General features: G+C 73.7%; 19 protein-coding genes. 10 read left to right on the plus strand and 9 right to left on the minus strand.

What is annotated here, in order from left to right:
- The first annotated feature begins 103 nt into the window (after positions 1-103).
- Both WCD41_RS11555 and WCD41_RS11560 read left to right on the plus strand, forming a co-directional pair.
- Positions 104-1,204 (plus strand): alpha/beta hydrolase, encoded by a 1,101-nt coding sequence (locus WCD41_RS11555; RefSeq protein ID WP_337713576.1) that lies wholly within the window; start codon positions 104-106, stop codon positions 1,202-1,204.
- A 33-nt stretch (positions 1,205-1,237) separates the two neighbouring features.
- Positions 1,238-2,530, plus strand: coding sequence for an Nramp family divalent metal transporter (locus WCD41_RS11560; RefSeq protein WP_337713577.1), 1,293 nt, complete (start codon positions 1,238-1,240; stop codon positions 2,528-2,530).
- Between the two features lie 52 nt (positions 2,531-2,582).
- Here WCD41_RS11560 and WCD41_RS11565 read toward each other — a convergent pair whose 3' ends face one another.
- A complete protein-coding gene (locus tag WCD41_RS11565; RefSeq protein WP_337713578.1) occupies positions 2,583-3,521 on the minus strand; it encodes an NADP-dependent oxidoreductase in 939 nt (312 codons plus the stop codon).
- Positions 3,522-3,556: 35 nt separating this feature from the next.
- Between WCD41_RS11565 and WCD41_RS11570 the strand changes: the two genes are divergently transcribed.
- Positions 3,557-4,048 (plus strand): methylated-DNA--[protein]-cysteine S-methyltransferase, encoded by a 492-nt coding sequence (locus tag WCD41_RS11570; RefSeq protein WP_337713579.1) that lies wholly within the window; start codon positions 3,557-3,559, stop codon positions 4,046-4,048.
- A gap of 422 nt (positions 4,049-4,470) precedes the next feature.
- Here the strand turns inward: WCD41_RS11570 and WCD41_RS11575 are convergent, their stop codons facing one another.
- The 3 genes from WCD41_RS11575 to WCD41_RS11585 are packed head-to-tail and all read right to left on the minus strand — an operon-like array spanning position 4,471 to position 7,108.
- Positions 4,471-5,274 carry an SDR family NAD(P)-dependent oxidoreductase gene (locus WCD41_RS11575; protein WP_337713580.1) on the minus strand — a complete coding sequence of 268 codons (804 nt, stop codon included), beginning with the start codon at positions 5,272-5,274 and terminating at the stop codon, positions 4,471-4,473.
- A 3-nt stretch (positions 5,275-5,277) separates the two neighbouring features.
- Positions 5,278-6,129: a 3-hydroxyacyl-CoA dehydrogenase family protein gene (locus WCD41_RS11580; RefSeq protein WP_337713581.1), complete on the minus strand. Its 852-nt coding sequence runs from the start codon at positions 6,127-6,129 to the stop codon at positions 5,278-5,280.
- A 46-nt stretch (positions 6,130-6,175) separates the two neighbouring features.
- Positions 6,176-7,108 (minus strand): LysR family transcriptional regulator, encoded by a 933-nt coding sequence (locus tag WCD41_RS11585; RefSeq protein WP_337713582.1) that lies wholly within the window; start codon positions 7,106-7,108, stop codon positions 6,176-6,178.
- Between the two features lie 119 nt (positions 7,109-7,227).
- On the opposite strand from WCD41_RS11585, the gene WCD41_RS11590 reads away from it, so the two are divergent.
- Positions 7,228-8,430: an MFS transporter gene (locus WCD41_RS11590; protein ID WP_337713583.1), complete on the plus strand. Its 1,203-nt coding sequence runs from the start codon at positions 7,228-7,230 to the stop codon at positions 8,428-8,430.
- 44 nt (positions 8,431-8,474) lie between these two features.
- Here the strand turns inward: WCD41_RS11590 and WCD41_RS11595 are convergent, their stop codons facing one another.
- Positions 8,475-9,407: an AEC family transporter gene (locus WCD41_RS11595; protein WP_337713584.1), complete on the minus strand. Its 933-nt coding sequence runs from the start codon at positions 9,405-9,407 to the stop codon at positions 8,475-8,477.
- A 60-nt stretch (positions 9,408-9,467) separates the two neighbouring features.
- Complete coding sequence (locus WCD41_RS11600) at positions 9,468-10,385, minus strand: AEC family transporter (protein ID WP_337713585.1); 918 nt, start codon at positions 10,383-10,385, stop codon at positions 9,468-9,470.
- Between the two features lie 54 nt (positions 10,386-10,439).
- On the opposite strand from WCD41_RS11600, the gene WCD41_RS11605 reads away from it, so the two are divergent.
- On the plus strand, positions 10,440-11,201 hold the full coding sequence (locus WCD41_RS11605) for an SDR family NAD(P)-dependent oxidoreductase (RefSeq protein WP_337713586.1): 762 nt from the start codon (positions 10,440-10,442) through the stop codon (positions 11,199-11,201).
- A 20-nt stretch (positions 11,202-11,221) separates the two neighbouring features.
- Positions 11,222-11,905 carry a hypothetical protein gene (locus WCD41_RS11610; RefSeq protein ID WP_337713587.1) on the plus strand — a complete coding sequence of 228 codons (684 nt, stop codon included), beginning with the start codon at positions 11,222-11,224 and terminating at the stop codon, positions 11,903-11,905.
- A 1-nt stretch (position 11,906) separates the two neighbouring features.
- Here the strand turns inward: WCD41_RS11610 and WCD41_RS11615 are convergent, their stop codons facing one another.
- On the minus strand, positions 11,907-12,689 hold the full coding sequence (locus WCD41_RS11615) for a helical backbone metal receptor (protein WP_337713588.1): 783 nt from the start codon (positions 12,687-12,689) through the stop codon (positions 11,907-11,909).
- Positions 12,690-12,774: 85 nt separating this feature from the next.
- On the opposite strand from WCD41_RS11615, the gene WCD41_RS11620 reads away from it, so the two are divergent.
- Together WCD41_RS11620 and WCD41_RS11625 are read left to right on the plus strand one after the other, a co-directional pair.
- A complete protein-coding gene (locus WCD41_RS11620) occupies positions 12,775-14,127 on the plus strand; it encodes a wax ester/triacylglycerol synthase domain-containing protein (RefSeq protein WP_337713589.1) in 1,353 nt (450 codons plus the stop codon).
- 113 nt (positions 14,128-14,240) lie between these two features.
- On the plus strand, positions 14,241-14,726 hold the full coding sequence (locus WCD41_RS11625; RefSeq protein ID WP_337713590.1) for a hypothetical protein: 486 nt from the start codon (positions 14,241-14,243) through the stop codon (positions 14,724-14,726).
- A 3-nt stretch (positions 14,727-14,729) separates the two neighbouring features.
- Here WCD41_RS11625 and icmF read toward each other — a convergent pair whose 3' ends face one another.
- Complete coding sequence (gene icmF / locus WCD41_RS11630; RefSeq protein ID WP_337713591.1) at positions 14,730-17,963, minus strand: fused isobutyryl-CoA mutase/GTPase IcmF; 3,234 nt, start codon at positions 17,961-17,963, stop codon at positions 14,730-14,732.
- A gap of 186 nt (positions 17,964-18,149) precedes the next feature.
- On the opposite strand from icmF, the gene WCD41_RS11635 reads away from it, so the two are divergent.
- On the plus strand, positions 18,150-18,959 hold the full coding sequence (locus tag WCD41_RS11635; protein ID WP_337713592.1) for a proprotein convertase P-domain-containing protein: 810 nt from the start codon (positions 18,150-18,152) through the stop codon (positions 18,957-18,959).
- A 132-nt stretch (positions 18,960-19,091) separates the two neighbouring features.
- On the opposite strand, the gene WCD41_RS11640 is transcribed toward WCD41_RS11635, so the two are convergent.
- On the minus strand, positions 19,092-19,565 hold the full coding sequence (locus tag WCD41_RS11640) for an NUDIX domain-containing protein (RefSeq protein WP_337713593.1): 474 nt from the start codon (positions 19,563-19,565) through the stop codon (positions 19,092-19,094).
- Between the two features lie 144 nt (positions 19,566-19,709).
- Here WCD41_RS11640 and WCD41_RS11645 point away from each other — a divergent pair, with 144 nt between their 5' ends.
- Positions 19,710-19,865 (plus strand): hypothetical protein, encoded by a 156-nt coding sequence (locus WCD41_RS11645; RefSeq protein WP_274199477.1) that lies wholly within the window; start codon positions 19,710-19,712, stop codon positions 19,863-19,865.
- Positions 19,866-19,894 lie beyond the last annotated feature (29 nt).

The raw sequence follows: 19,894 nt of genomic DNA on the forward strand, positions 1-19,894 counted from the left end.
CCCCGGGCCGAGCGCCGCGCCACACGCCCCGAACCGCCCGCACGGCGCGCGCGGAGACCGGCGTGGTGGAGTGGCTCGGCGGCGAGTGAGGAGGAGACCCCGGGTGCTGGTATGGCTGGTGCGCACGGTGGCGCTGGTGTGGCTGCTCGGGGTGCTGGTCGTCGCCGTCGGCACCTACGCCCCTCGGCTGCCGGTAGTCGGGTTCTTCGGGTCGTTCGTCACCGGCCAGTACCCGCTGCACGCCGTCCTCGCCGCCGCGCTGGGCGTCGGGCTCGGCGCGGTCACGTGGTCGCTCGGCGGCCGGGACGGCGCCGCCGTCGTCGTGGTCGCGCTCGTCGCCACCGTCGCCCTGGTCGCCGTCCTCGCGACCCAGGTGCGGGGCGCGCGGATCGACTGGTGGGCGGCGCTGACCGTCGTCGGCCAGCCCGACGGGCGCCCCGACCGCACCGAGCAGTACGCCGTCGACGAGCTCGGACGCCCCCTGCACCTCGACCTCTACCGGCCCGCCGGTCCCGGCCCGCACCCCGTGGTGGTCTGGGTGCACGGCGGCAGCTGGGTCCGGGGCGAGCGCACCGACCGCACCGCCCTGAACCGCTGGCTCGCCGACCGGGGCCACGCCGTCGTGTCCGTCGAGTACCGGCTGCCGCCGCCCGCGCCGGTGGGGGAGGGGCAGCGTCGTGACGTCGCGGCCGCCGCGGCCTGGGCCGCCGCCCACGCCGTCGAGGAGGACCTGGACACGGACCGGATCGTGCTCGCGGGGCAGTCGGCCGGCGCCACGCTCGCGCTGAGCACGACCGCGGGCATCCTCGCGGGCGAGCTCACCGGGCCGCGCCCGCGGGCCGTCGTCGCCTACTACCCGGTCACCGACCTGCGCGCCGTCGACCGCTCGCTGCAGGACGCGGTGCTGGGCGGGCCCGCCGCGCAGCGCCGGCGGGAGACGGAGGCCGCGTCGCCGACCGACCTCGTCCGCCCCGACCTGCCGCCGACGCTGCTCGTCCTCGGCTCGGCGGACCACTTCGTCTTCCCGGAGCGCGTCCACGCCTACGACCGCGACCTGCGCGCCGCGGGCGTCCCGGGCCGGCTGGTCGAGGTGCCGCACGCCGACCACGTCTTCGACTTCCCCTTCGGCAGCCCCGGCGCGCAGGTGACGCGCCCGCAGGTGGCGGCGTTCCTCGACGAGCACGTCGGCGCCGCCGCACGGTGACCGCGCCGGGTGAATCGTGGTGGACTGCCCCGCATGACCGATCGGGGCACGGACGACACCGTCGCGTCACAGCAGACCCGGCGGCGCTGGAGCATCGTCGGGCCGGGGATCGTCGTCGCGGCGACGGGCGTGGGCGCCGGCGACCTGGTCGCGACGCTCGTGGCGGGCGCCGAGTACGGCTACACGCTGCTCTGGGCCGTGGTGCTCGGGGTCGTCGTCAAGATCGCGCTGGCCGAGGCCACCGGGCGGTGGCACCTCGCGACCGGCTCGACGATCTTCGCCGGCTGGCGCTCGCTCGGGCCGTGGACGACGGTGTACTTCGTCGTCTACGTCGCGATCTGGGGGTTCGTGTACGGCGCGACGGCGATGACGTCGTCGGCGCTGCCGCTCGCGGCGATGTTCGGCGGCTCGATCCCGGCGTGGGGCATCCCGTGCGGCCTGGTCGGGCTGGTGCTCGTGTGGTTCGGCTCGTACCCGGTCTTCGAGAAGATCATGACGGTGCTGGTCGGCGTCATGTTCGTCGTCGTGGTGGGCCTGGCGATCCTCGTGCTGCCCGACGTCCCGGCGATGCTCGCGGGCCTGCTCCCGACGCTCCCGCAGGGCTCGGGGATCTACACGCTCGGCCTGGTCGGCGGCGTCGGCGGCACGGTGACGATGGCCGCGTACGGCTACTGGGTCAACGCCAAGGGCTGGCGCGACAGCTCGTGGATGAAGGTCATGCGCCTGGACAACCGGGTCGCCTACATCACCACCGGCATCTTCGTCGCCGCCATGCTCGTGGTCGGCGCGGAGCTGCTCTACACCGCGAACATCGCGCTGGTCGAGAGCGACCGCGGCCTGCTCGACCTCGACGCGATCCTCGAGCAGCGCTTCGGCCCGGTGATCGCGACGCTCTTCCTCGTCGGGTTCTTCGCGACGTCGTTCTCGTCGCTGCTCGGGGTGTGGCAGGGCGTGAGCCTGATGGTCACCGACTTCGTCCGCACCCGCCGCGAGGCCGTCGCGAAGACGCCCGACGAGCTCGAGGCGGCCGGGCAGCTCTCCGACGACGCCGAGCGCAGCACCCCGTTCCGGCTCTACCTGCTGTGGCTGACGTTCCCGCCGATGCTGCTGCTGTTCCTCGGGCGGCCGTTCGCGCTGGTCGTGGCCTACGGCGCGCTCGGGGCGTTCTTCATGCCGTTCCTGGCGATCACGCTGCTGTGGCTGCTGAACAGTTCGAGGACCCCACGCGAGTGGCGCAACGGGTGGCTCTCGACGACGTTGCTCGTCGGCGCCGGGGTCCTGTTCCTCGTCCTCTGCGTCACCGAGCTGATGGACACGTTCGGCTAGCCATGTGAGCGAAATTCCCGGCTATCACCGGGAATTTCGCTCACGTGGACCCTCAGAACGTCAGGACCAGACGGCCCCGGACGCCGCCGGCCTCGAGGCGGCGGTGGGCCTCCGGTGCCTTCTCGGCCGGGATGGTGTCGGCGACGCGCGGGGTCAGCACGCCCTCCTCGGCCTGGCGGCGCAGCCGGTCGAGCGCGGCGTGGTCGGTCGCGACGTCGCGCACGAGCACCGGGTGCCAGGTGATGCCGCGGTCGTCGGCGCCGCGGTGGCCCCGCACCGTCGCGATGCGGCCGCCGTCGCGCACGGCGTCGAGCAGCGCGTCACCCTGCAGCGACCCGTCGACCAGAGCGTCCACCCCGCCGGGCTGGTTCTCGCGGATGCGGGCGGCGACGTCGTCGCCCCGGCGGACGACGACATCCGCGCCCAGGGAGCGCACGAGCGGCTCGTCGGCCTCGGACGCGTCGGCCACGACGGTGAGCCGGTCCGCCTTCGCCAGCTGCACGACGTAGCCGCCGAGCGCCCCCGCCGCCCCCGTCACGGCAAGGGTCTGCCCGGGCGCCGGCGCGAGCGTGTCGAGCGCCAGCCGCGCGGTGAGCGCGTTCATCGGCAGCGTCGCCGCCTCGACCGCCGTGGTGCCCGCCGGCGCGCGGACGACCGACCCCGCGGGCACGACGACGTGCTCGGCGTAGGCGCCGTGGCTGCCGTCGGGCACGACGATCGCCATCGCGGCGTCGCCGACGTGGAGCTCGGTGTCGGTGCCCTCGCCGATCTCGTCGACCTCGCCCGCGGCGTCCATGCCCGGCACGTACGGCGGCGGGTCCTTGCGCTGGCGTTCGGCGCGGGAGCCGTCGCGGGCGAGGGTGTCGGTCGGGTTCACCGCCGCCGCCCGCACCCGCAGACGGATCTCGCCGGGCCCCGCGTGGGGCTCGGGCAGCTCGACGACCTCGAGGGCGTCCGGTCCTCCGTGGGTGTTCACTCCGATGGCGCGCACGTGTCGTGCCTACCCGGTCGGGTAGACCGGGACGCGTGCGCTGCTTCCGCGTCGTCGAGAGCCCCATCGGCCCGCTGACCCTGACCTGGGACACCGACCGCGACGCCGTGTCCGGCCTGCACGTCCACGACCAGCGGGAGCGCGGGGCCGACCCGGCCTTCGGCGTGCCGGACGACGGCACGTGCGGCGGGCTCGACGACCTCGCGGGCGAGCTCGACGAGTACTTCGCCGGTGACCGACGCCGCTTCGAGGTGCCCGTCGACCCGCCCGGCACGCCGTTCGCGCGGGACGTCTATGGGGCGCTCGCCGACGTGCCCTACGGCGAGGTGACGACCTACGGAGCCCTCGCCGCGGCGATCGGCCGGCCGCGCGCGGCGCAGGCGGTCGGCACGGCGAACGCTCGTAATCCGGTCAGCCTGCTCGTTCCGTGTCACCGGGTCGTCAGCGCCGCCGGGCGTCCCTCGGGTGGGGGACCCGGGGTCGAACGCAAGCGATTGCTGTTGGCACTGGAGGGTCGGACCCCTTGACCGGCGGGGTCGCGCGAGTATGTTCAGAGGTGTCGCTGTGGTGCCGATCACAGAGCTGACGGTTGGTCCGTACCGCGCACACGACCCAGTTGGATGACCGGGAAGAGGTGATGGATTGGACGCAGGGAACACCCCGCACCGCATCACGAGGACCCGGTCGTCCCGGCGCCGCACCGCGCACGGGAGCTGATCCACACCAGTCTCCACGCCGCTGAGCGCAATCAGTCGGTCGGTGGGACGACCGGGACCGTGCGGGTCCCGAGCTGACACTTCCTCCCAGATGCGAGCCGGCGTCCCCGTTCAGGGGGCGCCGGTTCGTACGTGTGGGCCCGGTTCGGGCCGCGAATCGCAGTGATCAACGCGGACTTCGGGCGCCTAGAAGCAGCGAACAGCACGTTCGTTGCGGAAGCGGGGGCCGCGCCTCAGTAGTGCACGACCCCGCGCTCGCCGCCCGCGGCCGCGACGGCCCCACCGGTGACGGCGACGGCGCGCGGGGAGGCGAGGAACACGACGACGTCGGCGACCTCGTCCGCGGTCATGATCCGCCGCAGGCTGGTGCCCCTCGCCAGCTCCTCGCGCACCTCGGCCTCCGAGAGCCCGCTCGACGCCACGCGGTCGGCGATCATGCCGGCCGTGCGCTCGGTCTCGGTGTAACCCGGGTGCACGACGACGACGCCGACGCCGTGCGGCCCGAGCTCGTCGGCGAGGTTGGCGGTCAGCGCGGCGACGCCGACGTTGCGGATCGTCCCCGCGATCGACCCCGTGCGGCGGGCGTTGAGGCCCGAGACGTTGACGATCCGGCCGTGTCCCTGGGCGGTCATGTGCGGTGCGACCGCGCGCGCGGTGCGCAGGTAGCCCAGCACCTTGGTGTCGACCTCGGAGAGCACCGCGTCGTCGGTGAGCTCGGTCAGCGGGGGGATCGGGGCGCCGCCCGCCGGTCGCGCGGCGGCGTTGACCAGCACGTCCACCCCGCCGAGCTCGTCGACGACCCGCGCGACCATCGCCCGCACCGACGCGTCGTCGGTGGTGTCCGCGGCGATCGGCAGCACGGTCGACGCCGGCCCGGCCGAGCGCACGCGGCCGGCCGCCGTCTCCAGCGCGTCCGCGTCCCGCGCGACGAGCACGACGTGCGCGCCCTCGGTGGCGAGCTCGCGCGCGCACGACAGCCCGATGCCGCGCGAGGCGCCGGTGACGATCGCGACCTGTCCGGCCAGTCCCAGCTCCACGTCTCAGCTCCAGTCGTAGAAACCGCGCCCGGACTTCTGCCCGAGCTCGCCGCGCGCCACCTTGTCCCGCAGCAGCTGGGGCGGGGTGAACCGCGGCCCCAGCTCGCCGGACAGGTGCTCGGCGATCGCGAGGCGCACGTCGAGCCCGACGACGTCGGTGAGCCGCAGCGGACCCATCGGCCAGCGGTAGCCGAGCTGCATCCCGGTGTCGATGTCCTCCGGGCTCGCCACGCCCTCCTCCACCATCCGGATCGCCTCGAGCCCGACGGTCAGGCCGAGCCGCGAGGTGGCGAAACCGGGGGCGTCGTTGACGACGATCGCGGTCTTGCCGAGCGCCTCGACCCAGCTGCGGGTCTCGGCGGTCGTCTCCTCCGACGTCCCCGGGTGCACGACCAGCTCGACGAGCTTCTGCGCGGGCACCGGGTTGAAGAAGTGCATGCCGATGACGCGGTCGCCGGGCAGGTCGGCGGCGATCGCGCCGATGGACAGCGACGAGGTGTTCGACGCCAGCACCGCGGCCGGGCAGGCGCGGGCGGCCCCGCCGAGCACGGCCTGCTTGATGTCGACGCGTTCGGGCACGGCCTCGACGACCAGCGCGGTGTCGCCGGGCAGCTCGTCGACGGCGGTCGACATCGTCAGGCGGCCCAGCAGGTCGTCGCGCCCGACGCCCTCGGGCAGCTTGCCGCGCTGCGCGGCGCCGTCGAGGCTCGTCTCGACGGCGCGGCGCGAGGCGTCGACCCGGTCCGCGTCCGCCTCCACGAGGGTCACCGGGCTCCCGGCGGCGAGCAGGACGTGGGCGATCCCGGCGCCCATCGTCCCGCCGCCGATGACGGCGCTCGTCGGGCGTGCATCCATGCGGGGTGACCTCCACGTGGTCTCGGGTCGAGGGTGATCGCCCGTGTCATAGCACGGCGGGGCCCTCCAGCGCCGCCGCGACGTGGTCGGGCATGAGCACGGCGTGCCGGGCGACGTCGGCGACGAAGCGGCTGGTCAGTGCGTCCGGCTCGGCGCCGGTGTAGGCCGCGAGCTCCCGCTCGACGCGGGGGAGCGGGCGGGCGATGGTGCCGGCGAACACCGGCGGGACGATCGCGGCCGGCACCAGCGACGGCCCGATCCCGGCCGCGGTGAGCAGCGGCGCGACCGCGGTCTGCTCGGTGCGCACGGCCACCTGCGGCCGGAAGCCCGCCTGCTCGCAGGCGTCGAGCAGGACGTCGGCGAGGGCGTGGTCCGGGGCGTACTGGACCCACGGGACGTGCTCGAGGCGGCGCAGCGCGATCTCCCCGCCCGCCGGGGCCATGACGTCGTCCACGCCGAGGTTGGGCGGCAGCAGCACGACCATCTCCTCGTGGCCGAGGGCGCGCTGGCGCCCCCGCCACTGCGCCGGGACCGGACCGACCCCGACGTCGGCCTGCCCTTCGCGGACCGCGGCGGCGAGGGTGTCGCCGTGGCGGTGCTCGAAGAGCCGCACGGTGACGTCGGGGTTCTGCGAGCGCCAGCGCCGCAGCACGCCGGGCAGCAGGCCGAGGCTCACCGAGTAGACGCAGGCGATGCGCAGCTCGCCCCCCTCGGAGCCGCTGACCTGACGGGCCGCGGCGTGGCCGCGTTCGGCCGCCGTGACGGCCGCCCGGGCGTGGGGGAGCAGCGCCCGTCCCGTCGGGGTGAGAGCCACCCCACGCGGGAGGCGGCTGAACAGTGATCCGCCCGACTCCTTCTCGAGCGCGGCGATCTGCTGCGAGAGGCCGGGCTGGGTGACGAACAGGCGGTCGGCGGCCCGCGTGAACGATCCCTCGTCGACGACGGCGACGAACGACTCGAGCTGGCGCAGCGTCGGCATCAGCTCAGCTTATGCAGTATCGCGCTCAGCTTCTTCGACTTATGGCGCCTGGGCTCGGACGGTAGACGACGTCGGATGAAGACCACTCGTCCTGCTGTCACGTCCCCGAGGAGCTCCCCGTGCCTCTGGCCCTGCTCGCCCTCGCCCTGGGCACCTTCGGCATCGGCACCACCGAATTCGTGATCATGGGCCTGCTGCCCGAGGTCGCCGACGCCCTGGGTGTCCCGGTCTCCGAGGCCGGCCACCTGATCTCCGCGTACGCCGCCGGCGTCGTCGTCGGCGCGCCCCTGCTCGCCGGCGCCACCGTGAAGCTGCCCCGGCGCACCGTGCTCATGGCGCTGATGGCCGTGTTCGCGGTCGGCAACCTGCTCTCCGCGATCGCCCCGGAGATCCACTCGCTGATGGCGGTCCGCTTCCTCACCGGGCTGCCGCACGGCGCGTTCTTCGGCGCCGCCTCCGTGGCCGCCGCCGGCATGGTCGGCCGCGACCGCCGCGCCACCGCCGTCTCGCGGGTCTTCCTGGGCCTCACGATCGCCAACGTGGTCGGCGTGCCGCTCGGCACGCTGCTCGGCCAGGCGGCCGGCTGGCGCGCCACCTTCGGCGTCGTCGGCGTGATCGGTCTCGTCGCCGTGGCCGGCATCGCCGCGTTCGTCCCCGCCGCCGCGCCCGCCGCCACCGGGAAGGGCGCGCTGCGCAGCGAGGTCGCGACACTGCGCCACCCGCAGGTGGTGCTCTCGCTGGCGGCGGTGGTGTTCGGCTTCGGCGCGATGTTCGCCTGCTACAGCTACGTGACGCCGATGCTCACCGAGGTCGGCGGCTTCTCCACCGCGACGGTGACGGTGCTGCTCGCGGTGGTCGGGCTCGGCATGACCGCGGGCTCGGTGCTCGGCGGGCGCGCCGCCGACCGGGCCCCCATGGCCACCCTCTACGTCTGCCTGCTCGCGCTGGCCGGCGTGCTCGTGAGCTTCGTGGTGACCGTGCACCACCCGGTGCTGGCGATCCTGTCGCTCTTCGGGGCGGGCATGTTCTCGCTGGCCCTGGGCCCGGCGATCCAGACCCGCATCCTCGACCTCGTCGGCGACGCCCCCACGATGGCCTCGGCGGCGATCCAGTCGGCGTCGAACATCGCCAACTCGCTCGGCGCCTGGCTGGGCGGGATGGTCATCGCCGCGGGCCTCGGCTACCTCGCCCCGACGATCGTCGGCGCCACGCTCGCCGTCGTCGGACTGGCGGTCCTCATGCTGTCCGGGGGCCTGGAGGTCCGGGGCCGCCGCCGGTTGGCCGCCGTCGAGGCACCCGAACGCGAACTGGTGCCGGCCTAACGGAGTATGTGAGCGAACTTCGGGGCTATAGCACCAAAGTTCGCTCACATCAGGGCGGCCACCCCGAAGACGCCCAGCAGCACCGGGATGCTCGCGACGGTCGAGACGAGCGCGCTGTCGCGCGCCAGGCTCGTGCCGGCGCCGTAGCGCACCGCGTACCCGAAGACGTTCTGCGCGGTCGGCAGCGCGGCCATGACCACGACGGCGAGCAGCTCGTCGCCGTCGACCCCCACCAGCAGGGCGAACCCGAGGGCCAGCGCCGGCTGCACGAGGTTCTTCAGCAGCACCACCGCACCCAGCACCACGGGGTCCTCGTCACGCCCCGGCCGGTGGGCCGAGACCAGCGAGATGCCGAAGGCGAACAACATGGCCGGCACGGCGAAGTCGCCGATCATCTCGACCGGCGCCGTGACGGCCTCCGGCAGCTCCACGCCCGTCAGCGCGACGACGACGCCGAGCGTGGTGGCGATGGCCAGGGGGTTCCGCGCGGGCGCGGTGACCGTCCAGAGGTACGACGGGCGCCTGCCCTCCGCCCGCGCGCACTGCACGTCGAGCACCGTCGTGAACACCGGCGTGAGCAGCGCGAGCTGGAAGATTAGCGCCGGGGCGACGGCCGCGGCGCCGTCCAGCGCGTAGATGGCGATCGGCAGCCCCAGGTTGCCGGCGTTGACGTAGCCGGCGGCCATGGACCCGACGGTCGTCTCCATCGGGTCGCGGCCACGCCACCGGGCGGCCGGGACGAACAGCACGCACACGAGCGCCGCCGTGACGCCGACGATGACCAGGGACCACGAGAAGATCTCGCCGGGTTCGGCGTCGGCGAGCGTGTGGAACAGCAGCGCCGGGGTGGCGACGAAGAACGCGGCGCGGGAGAGCACGTTGGTCGCGTTCTCGCCCAGCACGCCCCGGCGCCCCAGCACGTAGCCGAGCGCGATCGCGACGCCGATGACGAGGAAGCCCTGCAGCACTCCGGACATGCTCCGGTGGCTTGCCCGGCGGCGGGTCGCTCAACCGTTCGGCGTAGCGCAGGTCACGCCTCACAGCGCAACGACCAGCAGCACCGGGACGCTCACGACGGTCGTCAGCAGCGCGGCGTCCCGGGCCAGCGGCACACCCGTGGCGAAGCGCACCGCGTAGCCGAAGACGTTCTGCGCCGTCGGCAGTGCCGCGCTCACCACCACCGCGAGCAGCGCCGGACCGGTCAGTCCGAACGCCGACCCGATCAGCCACGCCAGCACCGGGTGCACGACGTTCTTGAGCACGATCACCGCGCCCAGGCACACCGGGTCGTCGTCGCGCCCGGGCCGCTGGGCGTGCGCCAGGGAGAGCCCGAACGCCAGGAGCATCGCCGGCACGGCGAGGTCGGCGAGCAGTTCGACGGGCTGGAGCAGGCTCTCCGGCACGTGCACCCCGGCCACGTTGAGCAGCAGGCCCGCGACCGTCGCCAGCAGCAGCGGGTTGCGCAGCGGCGCCAGCAGCGCGCCGCCGAGCCCGGGGTCCTCGCCGCGCCGGCGGGCCGCGACCACGTCGAGCAGCGTCGTGTATGCCGGCGTCAGCACCGCGAGCTGGAAGATCAGCGACGGGGCGATCTCGGCAGCGCTGCCGAGGGCGTAGGTGGCGATCGGGATGCCGAGGTTGCCGGCGTTGAGGTAGCCGCTCGCCATCGACCCGACCACCGTCTCGCCCCGCGGCCGGCGCCGCAGCACGCCGACCGGGACGTAGAGCAGGCACACCGCGACGGCCGCCAGCGCGGTGACGACCAGGCCCGTCGACAGCACCCGCGCCACGTCGGCGCGCAGCAGCGTGACGAAGAGCAGCGCGGGGCTGGCCACGAAGAACGCCGTGCGCGAGAGCGTCTCGGTCGCCCCCTCGGGCAGGAGGCCGAGCCGGCCGACCAGCACCCCGACGGCGACCACCACGCCGATGACGAGGAAGCCCTCCAGCACCCCGCTCACCCGCAGATCACCGCCCGAGCCTAGGGAGCGGACGTGGCCTACGGTCCTGTGACCATGGGCATCCTCGATCGCTTCCGCCTCGACGACCGCGTCGCCGTGATCACCGGCGCGTCCTCCGGCCTGGGCGTGGTGTTCGCCACCGCGCTCGCCGAGGCCGGCGCCGACGTCGTCCTCGGGGCGCGGCGCACCGAGAAGCTGGAGGACACGCGGAAGGCCGTGGAGGAGCGCGGCCGCCGCTGCGTCACCGTGCGCACCGACGTCTCGTCGCCCGAGGACTGCCGCGCGCTGGCGGACGCCGCGATGGACGAGTTCGGCCGCCTCGACGTCCTCGTCAACAACGCCGGCATCGGCACCGCCTACCCCGCCACCAAGGAGACCCCGGAGCAGTTCCGCGAGGTCATCGACATCAACCTCAACGGCAGCTACTGGATGGCCCAGGCCGCGGTGCGCCACATGACCGACGGCGGGTCGATCGTCAACGTCTCCAGCATCCTCGCGCTGACCACCGCGGCGTTGCCGCAGGCCGCGTACGCGTCGTCGAAGGCCGGGGTCATCGGTCTCTCCCGCGATCTCGCGCAGCAGTGGACGCCGCGCAAGGGCATCCGGGTCAATGCCCTCGCTCCGGGCTTCTTCACCTCGGAGATGACCGACAGCTACCAGGAGGGCTACCTGGAGAAGATGATGCCGCGGGTGCTGACGGGGCGGATCGGCGATCCCGAGGAGCTCGCCGCGGCCCTGGTGTTCCTCGCCTCCGACGCCGGGTCCTATGTCACGGGCACCACGCTCACGGTCGACGGGGGCGTCACGACGACCTGAGTTCGGGTAGCCGCGCGTCCATGGACGACACGCTGCGTGAAGAGCAGAAGCTGACCGCCCGCGCGGTGCTCGCGCGGGAGGGCCGGGGGTTCGCCGAGGAGATCGGGCTGGGCCGCACCAACAACCCCGCCAGCCTGTTCGGGCTGCTCGTCGCGGCGGTCGTCGTCGCCCCGCGGGGCGAGGCCCGCGAGGCCGCCCGTGCGGCGCACGAGGTCGCCAACCGCTGGCACACCGCCACCGACCTCGCCGCCGCGAGCGAGCGGGACGTCGCCGGGGAGCTCGGTGCCGCGGTCGAGGGTGTCGACCGCGGCGACGGCGACGACAGCGCCTCCGGCGCCGCGGCCACGCTGGTCGGCCTCGCGACGGCGCTCGTGGAGACCTGGGGCGGCGACCTGCGCGCGCTGCGCGAGAAGGCCGGGCAGGACCCCGACCGGGAGCGCGCGCTGCTCACCGACCTGCCCGGGGTGGACGACGCCGTCGCCGACGTGTTCCTGCGCGAGGTGCAGGTGCTCTGGGACGAGGTCGCGCCGTTCGCCGACGACCGGGCCCTGCGGGCGGCCGCCGCGCTCGGGCTCGGGGAGAGCGCCGAGGACCTCGCCCGCTACGGCGCGCAGCCCGAGAAGATCGGCCGTCTCGCCGGCGCGCTCGCCCGCATCGACGTGGAGGGCTCCCACGACGAGGTGCGGCACGCGGCCGCCTCCTGAGTCAGCGCGCCGCCGCCCGGACAGCCGCCGCCGCGAGGGCCGCCGGCAGCGTCCGCGCCGCCTCGAGCAGGCTGGGGCCGTACCACGTGAGCAACCGCCCGCTGACCAGCGCCGACGGGGCGTCGAACGCCTCCGGCCCGTCCTCGGCGGTGAAGCGGTAGGGCTCGTCGGGGAGCACGACGAGGTCGTGCGGGGGCAGGTCGGCCGGGTCGAAGCGCGGGTAGCGCTCCTCGCTGTCGTCGAGGACGTTCTCGACGCCGAGGCGCGCCAGCACCGAGCCGGTGAACGTGTCCGAGCCGACCGCCATCCACGGCTTGCGCCAGATCGGCACCACCGCGCGGCGGGGGCTGTCGGGCAGGGGAAGCGCGTCCCACGCCGCCCGCGCCCCGTCGATCCACGCCGGGCGCTCGAGCCCGCACGCCGCGAGCATCCGCTCGAGCGAGCGCAGGGCGCCGTCGACGGTGCGGATGTCGGTGACGTACACCGCGAGCCCGGCCGCGCGCAGCTTCTCGAGCTCGTCGGGCTTGTTCTCCTCGGCGTTGGCCAGCACGAGGTCCGGCTCCAGCGCGACGATCGTCTCGATGTCGGGGTTCTTGGTGCCCCGCACACGGGTGACCCCGTGCTCGTCGAGGTCGTCGGGATGGGTGCACCAGTCGGTCGCGCCCACCAGCAGCCCGGGCTCGGTGACCCCGATCGCCTCGGTGAGCGACGGGACGAGGCTGACCACACGGCCGATGGTCGCGGGGAGCGCGAGGCGGCGGCCCTCGTCGTCGACGACGTTCATGCCTCCAGGGTGCCGCAGGAAGCGCCGGAATGGTGTCCGATACCGTCGGTACCGCCATCACACCGTGAGCGGAGGCACACGACCAGTGGACCGATGGGCATCGGGGATCGACACCGCGTGGCTGCAGCTCGAGCAGCCGACCAACCGGATGGTGGTGCACGGGATCCTCTTCTGTGAGGAGCCGGTCGACATCGAGGTGCTCCGGGAGCGCGTCCGGGACCGCTGGGTGGCGGCCTATCCCGGCCTGCGGCAGCGCCCGACGTGGCCGGTGGGGCAGCTCGGCCCGGCCCGGTGGGTCGACGCCCCGCCGGATCTCACGCACCACGTCCGAGCCGTCGAGCTCGGGGCACCGGGTGACGACGCCGCCCTGGCCCGGCACGTGGGGAGCGTCATGTCGCAGCCGCTGCCCGCGGACCGGCCGTGGTGGTCGCTGCACGTGGTGTCGGGCTACGCGGGCGGCTCGGCGCTGCTCGTCAACATCCACCACGGCCTCGCCGACGGTGTCGCGCTCAACCACCTGTTCCACGTCCTCGGCGACGACCCGGCCGCGGAGGGGACACCGGCGGCGTACGCCGAGCCGCCGCGGCGGCCGCGGCGGGCCCACGACTGGCGCCTGCTGCACCGGGAGGCGCGCCGGCGCGTGGCGGACCTGCGGGCGAAGGTGCGGGCGGCGGGCACCAGCGAGGGTGCCGCGGAGCTGCGTGCCACCGGCCGGGCCGTGCGGACGTCATCCGCGATGCTCGCCCGCCCGCCCCAGGACCCGCCGTCGGCGCTGCAGGGGGAGCCGGGGGTCGCCAAGTCGGCGCGCTGGACGTCGATGGTGCCGCTGGAGACCGTCAAGGCGGCCGGCAAGGCGTCCGGCGGGAGCGTCAACGACGTGCTGTGCGCGGCGATCGCCGGGGCGCTGCGATCGGTGCTCGGGGACGACGTCCCGCGCCTGCGGGCGGTGATGCCGATCAACATGCGCCCGCTCGACCGCCCGATCTCCGACGAGCTCGGCAACGAGGTCGGGCTCGTGCTGCCGCCGCTGCCGACCGACGAGCCCGACCCCGAACGGCGGGTCGAGCGGGTCCACGCCGCGATGGAGACGATCAAGCGCACCGACCAGGCCCTCGCCACCTTCGCCGGCATCGCCGGGTCGGGCCACGGCCCCGCGCCCTGGACCCGCGCGCTCGTGGCCCGCTACGCCACGACGTCGTCGGTGATCATCTCGAACGTGCCCGGTCCGGTGGCGCCGCTGACGATCGCCGGGACGCGGGTGCGCGACGCCCTGTTCTGGGTGCCGTGTTCGGGGCACCTGGCCCTGGGTGTCTCGATCCTGTCCTACGCCGGCCGCGTGCGCCTCGGGGTGCGGGCGGACACGGCGATCCTCGGCGGCGAGGAGGGCGTCGACCGCCTCGTCGCGGCCCTGGACGAGCAGCTGGCCGCACTGGCGTAGGCACCCGCAGTGACGATCCTTGGCGATTCTCTGGCCGAATCCGGGCAGAAGCCCCTTTGATCTTCACTGAGCGTTACGTTCCGCTCATGCCCTTCTCCACGGTTCCCGGTCCCATGCCCACGCCCCGCCGCGAGGGTCGATCACCGTCGGTCCCGCCCCGCCCGGTGCCCCGACCACCCGCGCTGGGTCGGGCTCTCGTCGTCGCCCTGCTCCAGGTCCCGGTGTCGCTGCTCGGGCTCGTCCTGCTGATGAACGACTCGTCGGCGCTCTCCGGGATCGCCGACGTGCTCTACGGCCGGGGCGGGATCACGACGGACGGCAGCACGGCGCAGGGCATCGCGGAGACGTTGCCCGTCGCGTTCTTCCTCGTCGGCAACGGCGTGTGGCTGTGGCTCACCGCGAGGATGTGGGCCGGGCGGGACTGGGCGCGCGTGACGATGACGGGGCTCAGCGTGCTGACCGTGCTCGCGCTCTTCCCGGTGCTCCCGAGCGGGGACGCGACGACGACGGTGCCGGCGGTCCTCGCCGCCGGCCTCGCCGTCGCGCTCGTCGCGTTCCTGTACCGCCCGGAGTGCGGTCCCTGGTTCGGCCGCCGCTGACCGTCACATGCTGCGGCGGTACTGCCCGCCCACCTCGAAGAACGCGTCCGTGAGCTGACCGAGCGTGCAGACACGGGCCGCGGCCATGAGCTCGTCGAAGACGTTCTCGCCCGAGGTCGCCGCGTCCTGCAGCCGGCGCAGGGCCTCGGGGGCGGTGTCGGCGTGCCGCGCCTGGAAATCGGCGACCCGCTCGAGCTGGCCCTTCTTCTCGTCCTCGGTCCCGCGGGAGAGCTCGAGCTCGTGGCCGTCGGACCCGGCGTCGTCGGGCGGCAGGAAGGTGTTGACGCCGACGATCGGCAGCGAGCCGTCGTGCTTGCGCGACTCGTAGAGCATCGACTCGTCCTGGATCTTGCCGCGCTGGTAGCCGGTCTCCATCGCGCCCAGCACGCCGCCGCGCTCGGCGATCGAGTCGAACTCCTGGAGCACGGCCTCCTCGACGAGGTCGGTGAGCTCGTCGATGACGAACGAGCCCTGCAGCGGGTTCTCGTTCATCGAGAGGCCCCACTCGCGGTTGATGATCAGCTGGATCGCCAGCGCGCGGCGCACCGACTCCTGCGACGGGGTGGTGACGGCCTCGTCGTAGGCGTTCGTGTGCAGGGAGTTCGCGTTGTCGTAGAGCGCGCACAGCGCCTGCAGCGTCGTGCGGATGTCGTTGAAGTTCATCTCCTGCGCGTGCAGCGACCGGCCCGAGGTCTGCACGTGGTACTTCAGCTTCTGGCTGCGCTCGTTCGCGCCGTAGCGCTCCCGCATCGCGACGGCCCAGATGCGGCGCGCGACCCGGCCGATCACGGAGTACTCGGCGTCCATCCCGTTGGAGAAGAAGAACGAGAGGTTGGGCGCGAAGTCGTCGATGTCCATCCCGCGCGCGAGGTAGGACTCGACGTAGGTGAAGCCGTTCGCGAGCGTGAACGCGAGCTGGCTGATGGGGTTCGCCCCGGCCTCGGCGATGTGGTAGCCGGAGATCGACACCGAGTAGAAGTTGCGCACCTCGTGGCGGATGAACCACTCCTGGATGTCGGCCATCATCCGCAGCGAGAACTCGGTGGAGAAGATGCAGGTGTTCTGGCCCTGGTCCTCCTTGAGGATGTCGGCCTGCACCGTGCCGCGCACGTTCCGGTAGGCGTGCGCGGCCAGCTCGGCCCGCTCCTCCTCGCCCGGCTCGCGGCCCTTCTCCTCGCGGAAGGCGTCCACCTGCTGGTCGACCGCGGTGTTGAGGAAGTAGGCGAGGATCGCCGGCGCCGGGCCGTTGATCGTCATCGACACCGAGGTCGTCGGCGAGGTCAGGTCGAAGCCCGAGTAGAGCACCTTCATGTCGTCGAGCGACGCGATCGACACCCCGGAGGTGCCGACCTTGCCGTACACGTCCGGCGGCGTCGCCGGGTCGTGGCCGTAGAGCGTCACCGAGTCGAACGCCGTCGAGAGGCGCTTCGCCGGCGAGTCCTGCGAGAGGTAGTGGAACCGCCGGTTGGTGCGGAACGCGTCGCCCTCGCCGGCGAACATGCGCGCGGGGTCCTCGCCCTCGCGCTTGAAGGAGAAGACGCCGGCGGTGAACGGGAAGTGCCCCGGCAGGTTCTCCCGGCGCAGGAAGCGCAGGACCTCCTCGTCGGCGGTGAACGACGGCAGCGCGACGCGGTGGACCTTGCTGCCCGAGAGCGTCTCGCGGGTCAGCTGGGTGCGCAGTTCCTTGTCGCGCACGTGCACGACCATCTCGTCGCCGGCGTAGGCCTCCACGGTGTCGGCCCAGCCGTCGATCAGCGCCGCGGCCTCGCCCGGCAGGTCGCGCTCGGCCTCGGCGAGGACCTCGGGCAGCGCGCCGGCCTCACGGTCGCCGAGGGCCTCCGTGGCGGTCCGCAGCGCCGCGCGCCGGCGGGCGGCCGTGACCATCGAGGACGTCTCCTCGTGGTAGCCGCGCACCGTGCCGGCGACGTCGGCGAGGTAGCGGGCCCGCTCCGGCGGGATCGACGCGGCGAAGTCGGTGGAGACCTTGGAGTCCGGGATCGTCAGGCGACCGTCGCCGACGGTGAGCCCGTGCTCGCCGAGCAGGGAGCGCAGGTGGCCGTAGAGCGCGGTGACGCCGTCGTCGTGGAAGGTCGCCGCGCTGGTGCCGAAGACCGGCATGTCCTCCCACGAGGCGCCGAACGCGTCGCGGTTGCGGACGAGCTGGCGCGCGACGTCACGCCGGGCGTCGTCGGCCCCGCGCCGTTCGAACTTGTTGATCGCGACGGCGTCGGCGAAGTCCAGCATGTCGATCTTCTCGAGCTGCGACGCGGCGCCGAACTCGGGCGTCATGACGTAGAGGGAGGAGTCGACGTGGTCGACGATGCCGGCGTCGCCCTGGCCGATGCCGGGGGTCTCGACGATGACGAGGTCGGCGCCCGAGGCGCGCAGGAGCAGGATCGCGTCGCCGAGGTGCTCGGGCAGCGTGCCCCCGCCGCCGCGCGACGACATCGAGCGGAAGTAGACCTGCGCCCCGCCGAGGGAGTTCATGCGGATGCGGTCGCCGAGCAGCGCGCCGCCGCCCTTGCGCCGCGACGGGTCGACGGCGAGCACCGCGATCCGGAGCTTGTCCTCCTGGTCGAGCCGGAAGCGGCGCACCAGCTCGTCGGTCAGCGACGACTTGCCCGATCCACCGGTGCCCGTGATGCCGAGGACCGGCACCGACTTCCCCTCGACGGCCGCCGCCGCGCGCTCGCGGACCTCGTCGGGCAGCGCGCCCGCCTCGGCGACCGACAGCGCGCGGGCGAGCGTCGCGGGCTCGCCGGTGAAGACCCCGTCCCAGCTCGAGGGCGGCTCGGCGCCGAGGTCGACGTCGCATGCCCGGATCATCGTGTTGATCATCCCGGGCAGGCCCATGCGCTGACCGTCGGTGGGGGAGAAGATGTGGGCGACGCCGTGGGCGTGCAGCCGGTCGATCTCGTCCTGGACGATGACGCCGCCACCGCCGCCGTAGACCTTCACGTGCCCGGCCCCGCGCTCGCGCAGCAGGTCGACCAGGTACGAGAAGTACTCGACGTGCCCACCCTGGTACGAGCTGATCGCGATGCCGTGGGCGTCCTCCTGGATCGCGGCGGTGACGACCTCGTCGACCGACCGGTTGTGGCCCAGGTGCACGACCTCCGCACCCTGGCGCTGGAGGATCCGCCGCATGATGTTGATCGCCGCGTCGTGGCCGTCGAAGAGGCTCGCCGCGGTGACGAAGCGGATCGGGTGGGTCGGGACGTACAGCTCGTCCGTCATGCTTCCTCGCAGTCCGTGGGGGCTCTCCGGCAAATAGTAGGACGTCAAAGCTTTTAGCGGCAGCGACCCATGTCACTCACGCAACGAAGTCATCACTGCGCCAGAAGAGTGAACTACTGACCGTGGGCTCGGCGCTCTGATTACTGTGCGTCGAAACAGCCGTCCGCTCACCCTCCGGAGCACCCCATGAGCACCGTCCTCCCGCCGTTCGGTTCCTCCCCCGCCGGCGAGGGCGAGCAGTCCTCGCAGCCGACCTCGGTCGTCGGTCAGGTCGGTCAGGTCCCGGCCTCGGCCCAGCCCACGGCGTACGCGCCGACCTACGACCCGGGCGCGTACGGGGGTCAACCCGCGGCGGCGCCGCCCGGGTACGGGCAACCGGTGTACGACCAGGGGAGCTACGGCCAGGCCCCCTACGGCCAGCCGGGGTACGGCGCCTACCCGGCCCCGGGCTACGGCCCGCCCGGCCAGCCCCCGACGGGCGCGCTGCCCGGCGCCGGCTACGGCCCGCCGCCCGCGCCCCGCAAGCGCGGCTGGATCGGCTGGCTCGTCGGCGGCGTCGCGCTCGTCCTCGTGGCCGGGATCGTCGGCGCGGTGCTGCTGTTCTCGGGCGGTGGGACGCTCATCGGGGTGTCCGGCACCAGCGTCGCCATCCCCGACGCGAGCCCGACCGGCGTCACGGACGTGATCACGCTCGACGGCTCGGGCCAGGTGCAGAACGTCCACGTCGAGGCGTCGATCACCCACCCCTACACCTGCGACCTCACCGTCGCCCTCGTCTCGCCGCAGGGTACCGCGGTGACGCTGGCCGACCCACAGGACTGCAGCCGCCAGAACCCCGGCCTGCAGATCAACCTCGACAGCACCACCCCCGGCAGCCCGCTGGCCCCGCTCGTCGGGCAGGAGGCCGGCGGCGAGTGGCGGCTCCAGGTCGTCGACGCCGTCGGCATCGACCAGGGTCAGCTCACCGGCTGGGGCCTGACGGTCCAGACGGACTGACGCCCGCCGGGTTCGCCGGCTGGTCGCTGGGCCGATCGGCGGCACCTCGCGAGGAACGAACGGCGCTTTCGCTGCTTCGGTAGCAGCGAGAGCGCCGTTCGTTCGGATCCCGGGACCGGCGAACCAGGCCCGTCAGCGGGTGCGCTCCGCGTGCAGGGCCAGCACGCCGACGAGCGAGCCGGTGCCGAGCAGCTCGCCCGCCAGGGCGAGGTCCACCGCCTCGGCGAAGGGCATCCAGCGGGCCCGGCCGGGCTCGTAGGGGTCGAGGGGGACGTCGCCGGGCTCGCTGCCGGTCCACACGTGCACCGACATCGGCGAGACGACCATCCCCGGCAGCGGCTCCCAGGAGACGAGCGTGCGGCCCGGGCCCGCGGGACGGCGGCCGGTCTCCTCGGCGGCCTCCCGGGCGGCGGCCTCCTGCGGGTCCTCGCCGGGCTCGACGACCCCGCCCGGCAGCTCCCACCCTTCCTGGTCCACGACGTGGCGATGGGTGCGCAGGACGAGCACGCGGTCGTCGGCGTCGAGGACCAGGGCCACCGCCACCCGGGGCAGCACCACCCGCTCGTGGTCGAAGCGGTCCCCGGCCGGGGCCGTCACGTCCTCCACGTCGACACGGAGTGTCCGCCCGGTGTACGCCGTGTGGCGCGAATGGACGACCCAGGAATGGTCCGGTTGCCGAGTGTCTTGCGTCATCGGGCGGGGTACCAGGCTGTCCCACCCCGAGGGGCCCTTCCTGACCAAGGAGCAGCAGTGATCATTCTCGGCGTCATCCTCATCATCATCGGAGCCATCACCGGCATCTCGATCCTCTACACGATCGGCGCGATCCTCGCCGTCGTCGGCCTCGTGCTGACGATCCTGGGCGCCGTCGGCCGTGGTGTGGGTGGCCGCAAGACGTACTTCTGAGCCTCCGCGCGACAGCCCGGACCCGTCCC

This window comes from Actinomycetospora aeridis (assembly GCF_037400275.1).
GTDB classification, from domain to species: domain Bacteria; phylum Actinomycetota; class Actinomycetes; order Mycobacteriales; family Pseudonocardiaceae; genus Actinomycetospora; species Actinomycetospora aeridis.

Coding starts and splice junctions, on each gene's coding strand:
- icmF (WP_337713591.1), bottom strand. CDS start 17,963: ATGACGGACGAGCTGTACGTCCCGACCCACCCGATCCGCTTCGTCACC.
- WCD41_RS11615 (WP_337713588.1), bottom strand. CDS start 12,689: ATGAACGTCGTCGACGACGAGGGCCGCCGCCTCGCGCTCCCCGCGACC.
- WCD41_RS11625 (WP_337713590.1), top strand. CDS start 14,241: ATGCCCACGCCCCGCCGCGAGGGTCGATCACCGTCGGTCCCGCCCCGC.
- WCD41_RS11595 (WP_337713584.1), bottom strand. CDS start 9,407: ATGTCCGGAGTGCTGCAGGGCTTCCTCGTCATCGGCGTCGCGATCGCG.
- WCD41_RS11605 (WP_337713586.1), top strand. CDS start 10,440: ATGGGCATCCTCGATCGCTTCCGCCTCGACGACCGCGTCGCCGTGATC.
- WCD41_RS11635 (WP_337713592.1), top strand. CDS start 18,150: ATGAGCACCGTCCTCCCGCCGTTCGGTTCCTCCCCCGCCGGCGAGGGC.
- WCD41_RS11610 (WP_337713587.1), top strand. CDS start 11,222: ATGGACGACACGCTGCGTGAAGAGCAGAAGCTGACCGCCCGCGCGGTG.
- WCD41_RS11585 (WP_337713582.1), bottom strand. CDS start 7,108: ATGCCGACGCTGCGCCAGCTCGAGTCGTTCGTCGCCGTCGTCGACGAG.
- WCD41_RS11580 (WP_337713581.1), bottom strand. CDS start 6,129: ATGGATGCACGCCCGACGAGCGCCGTCATCGGCGGCGGGACGATGGGC.
- WCD41_RS11560 (WP_337713577.1), top strand. CDS start 1,238: ATGACCGATCGGGGCACGGACGACACCGTCGCGTCACAGCAGACCCGG.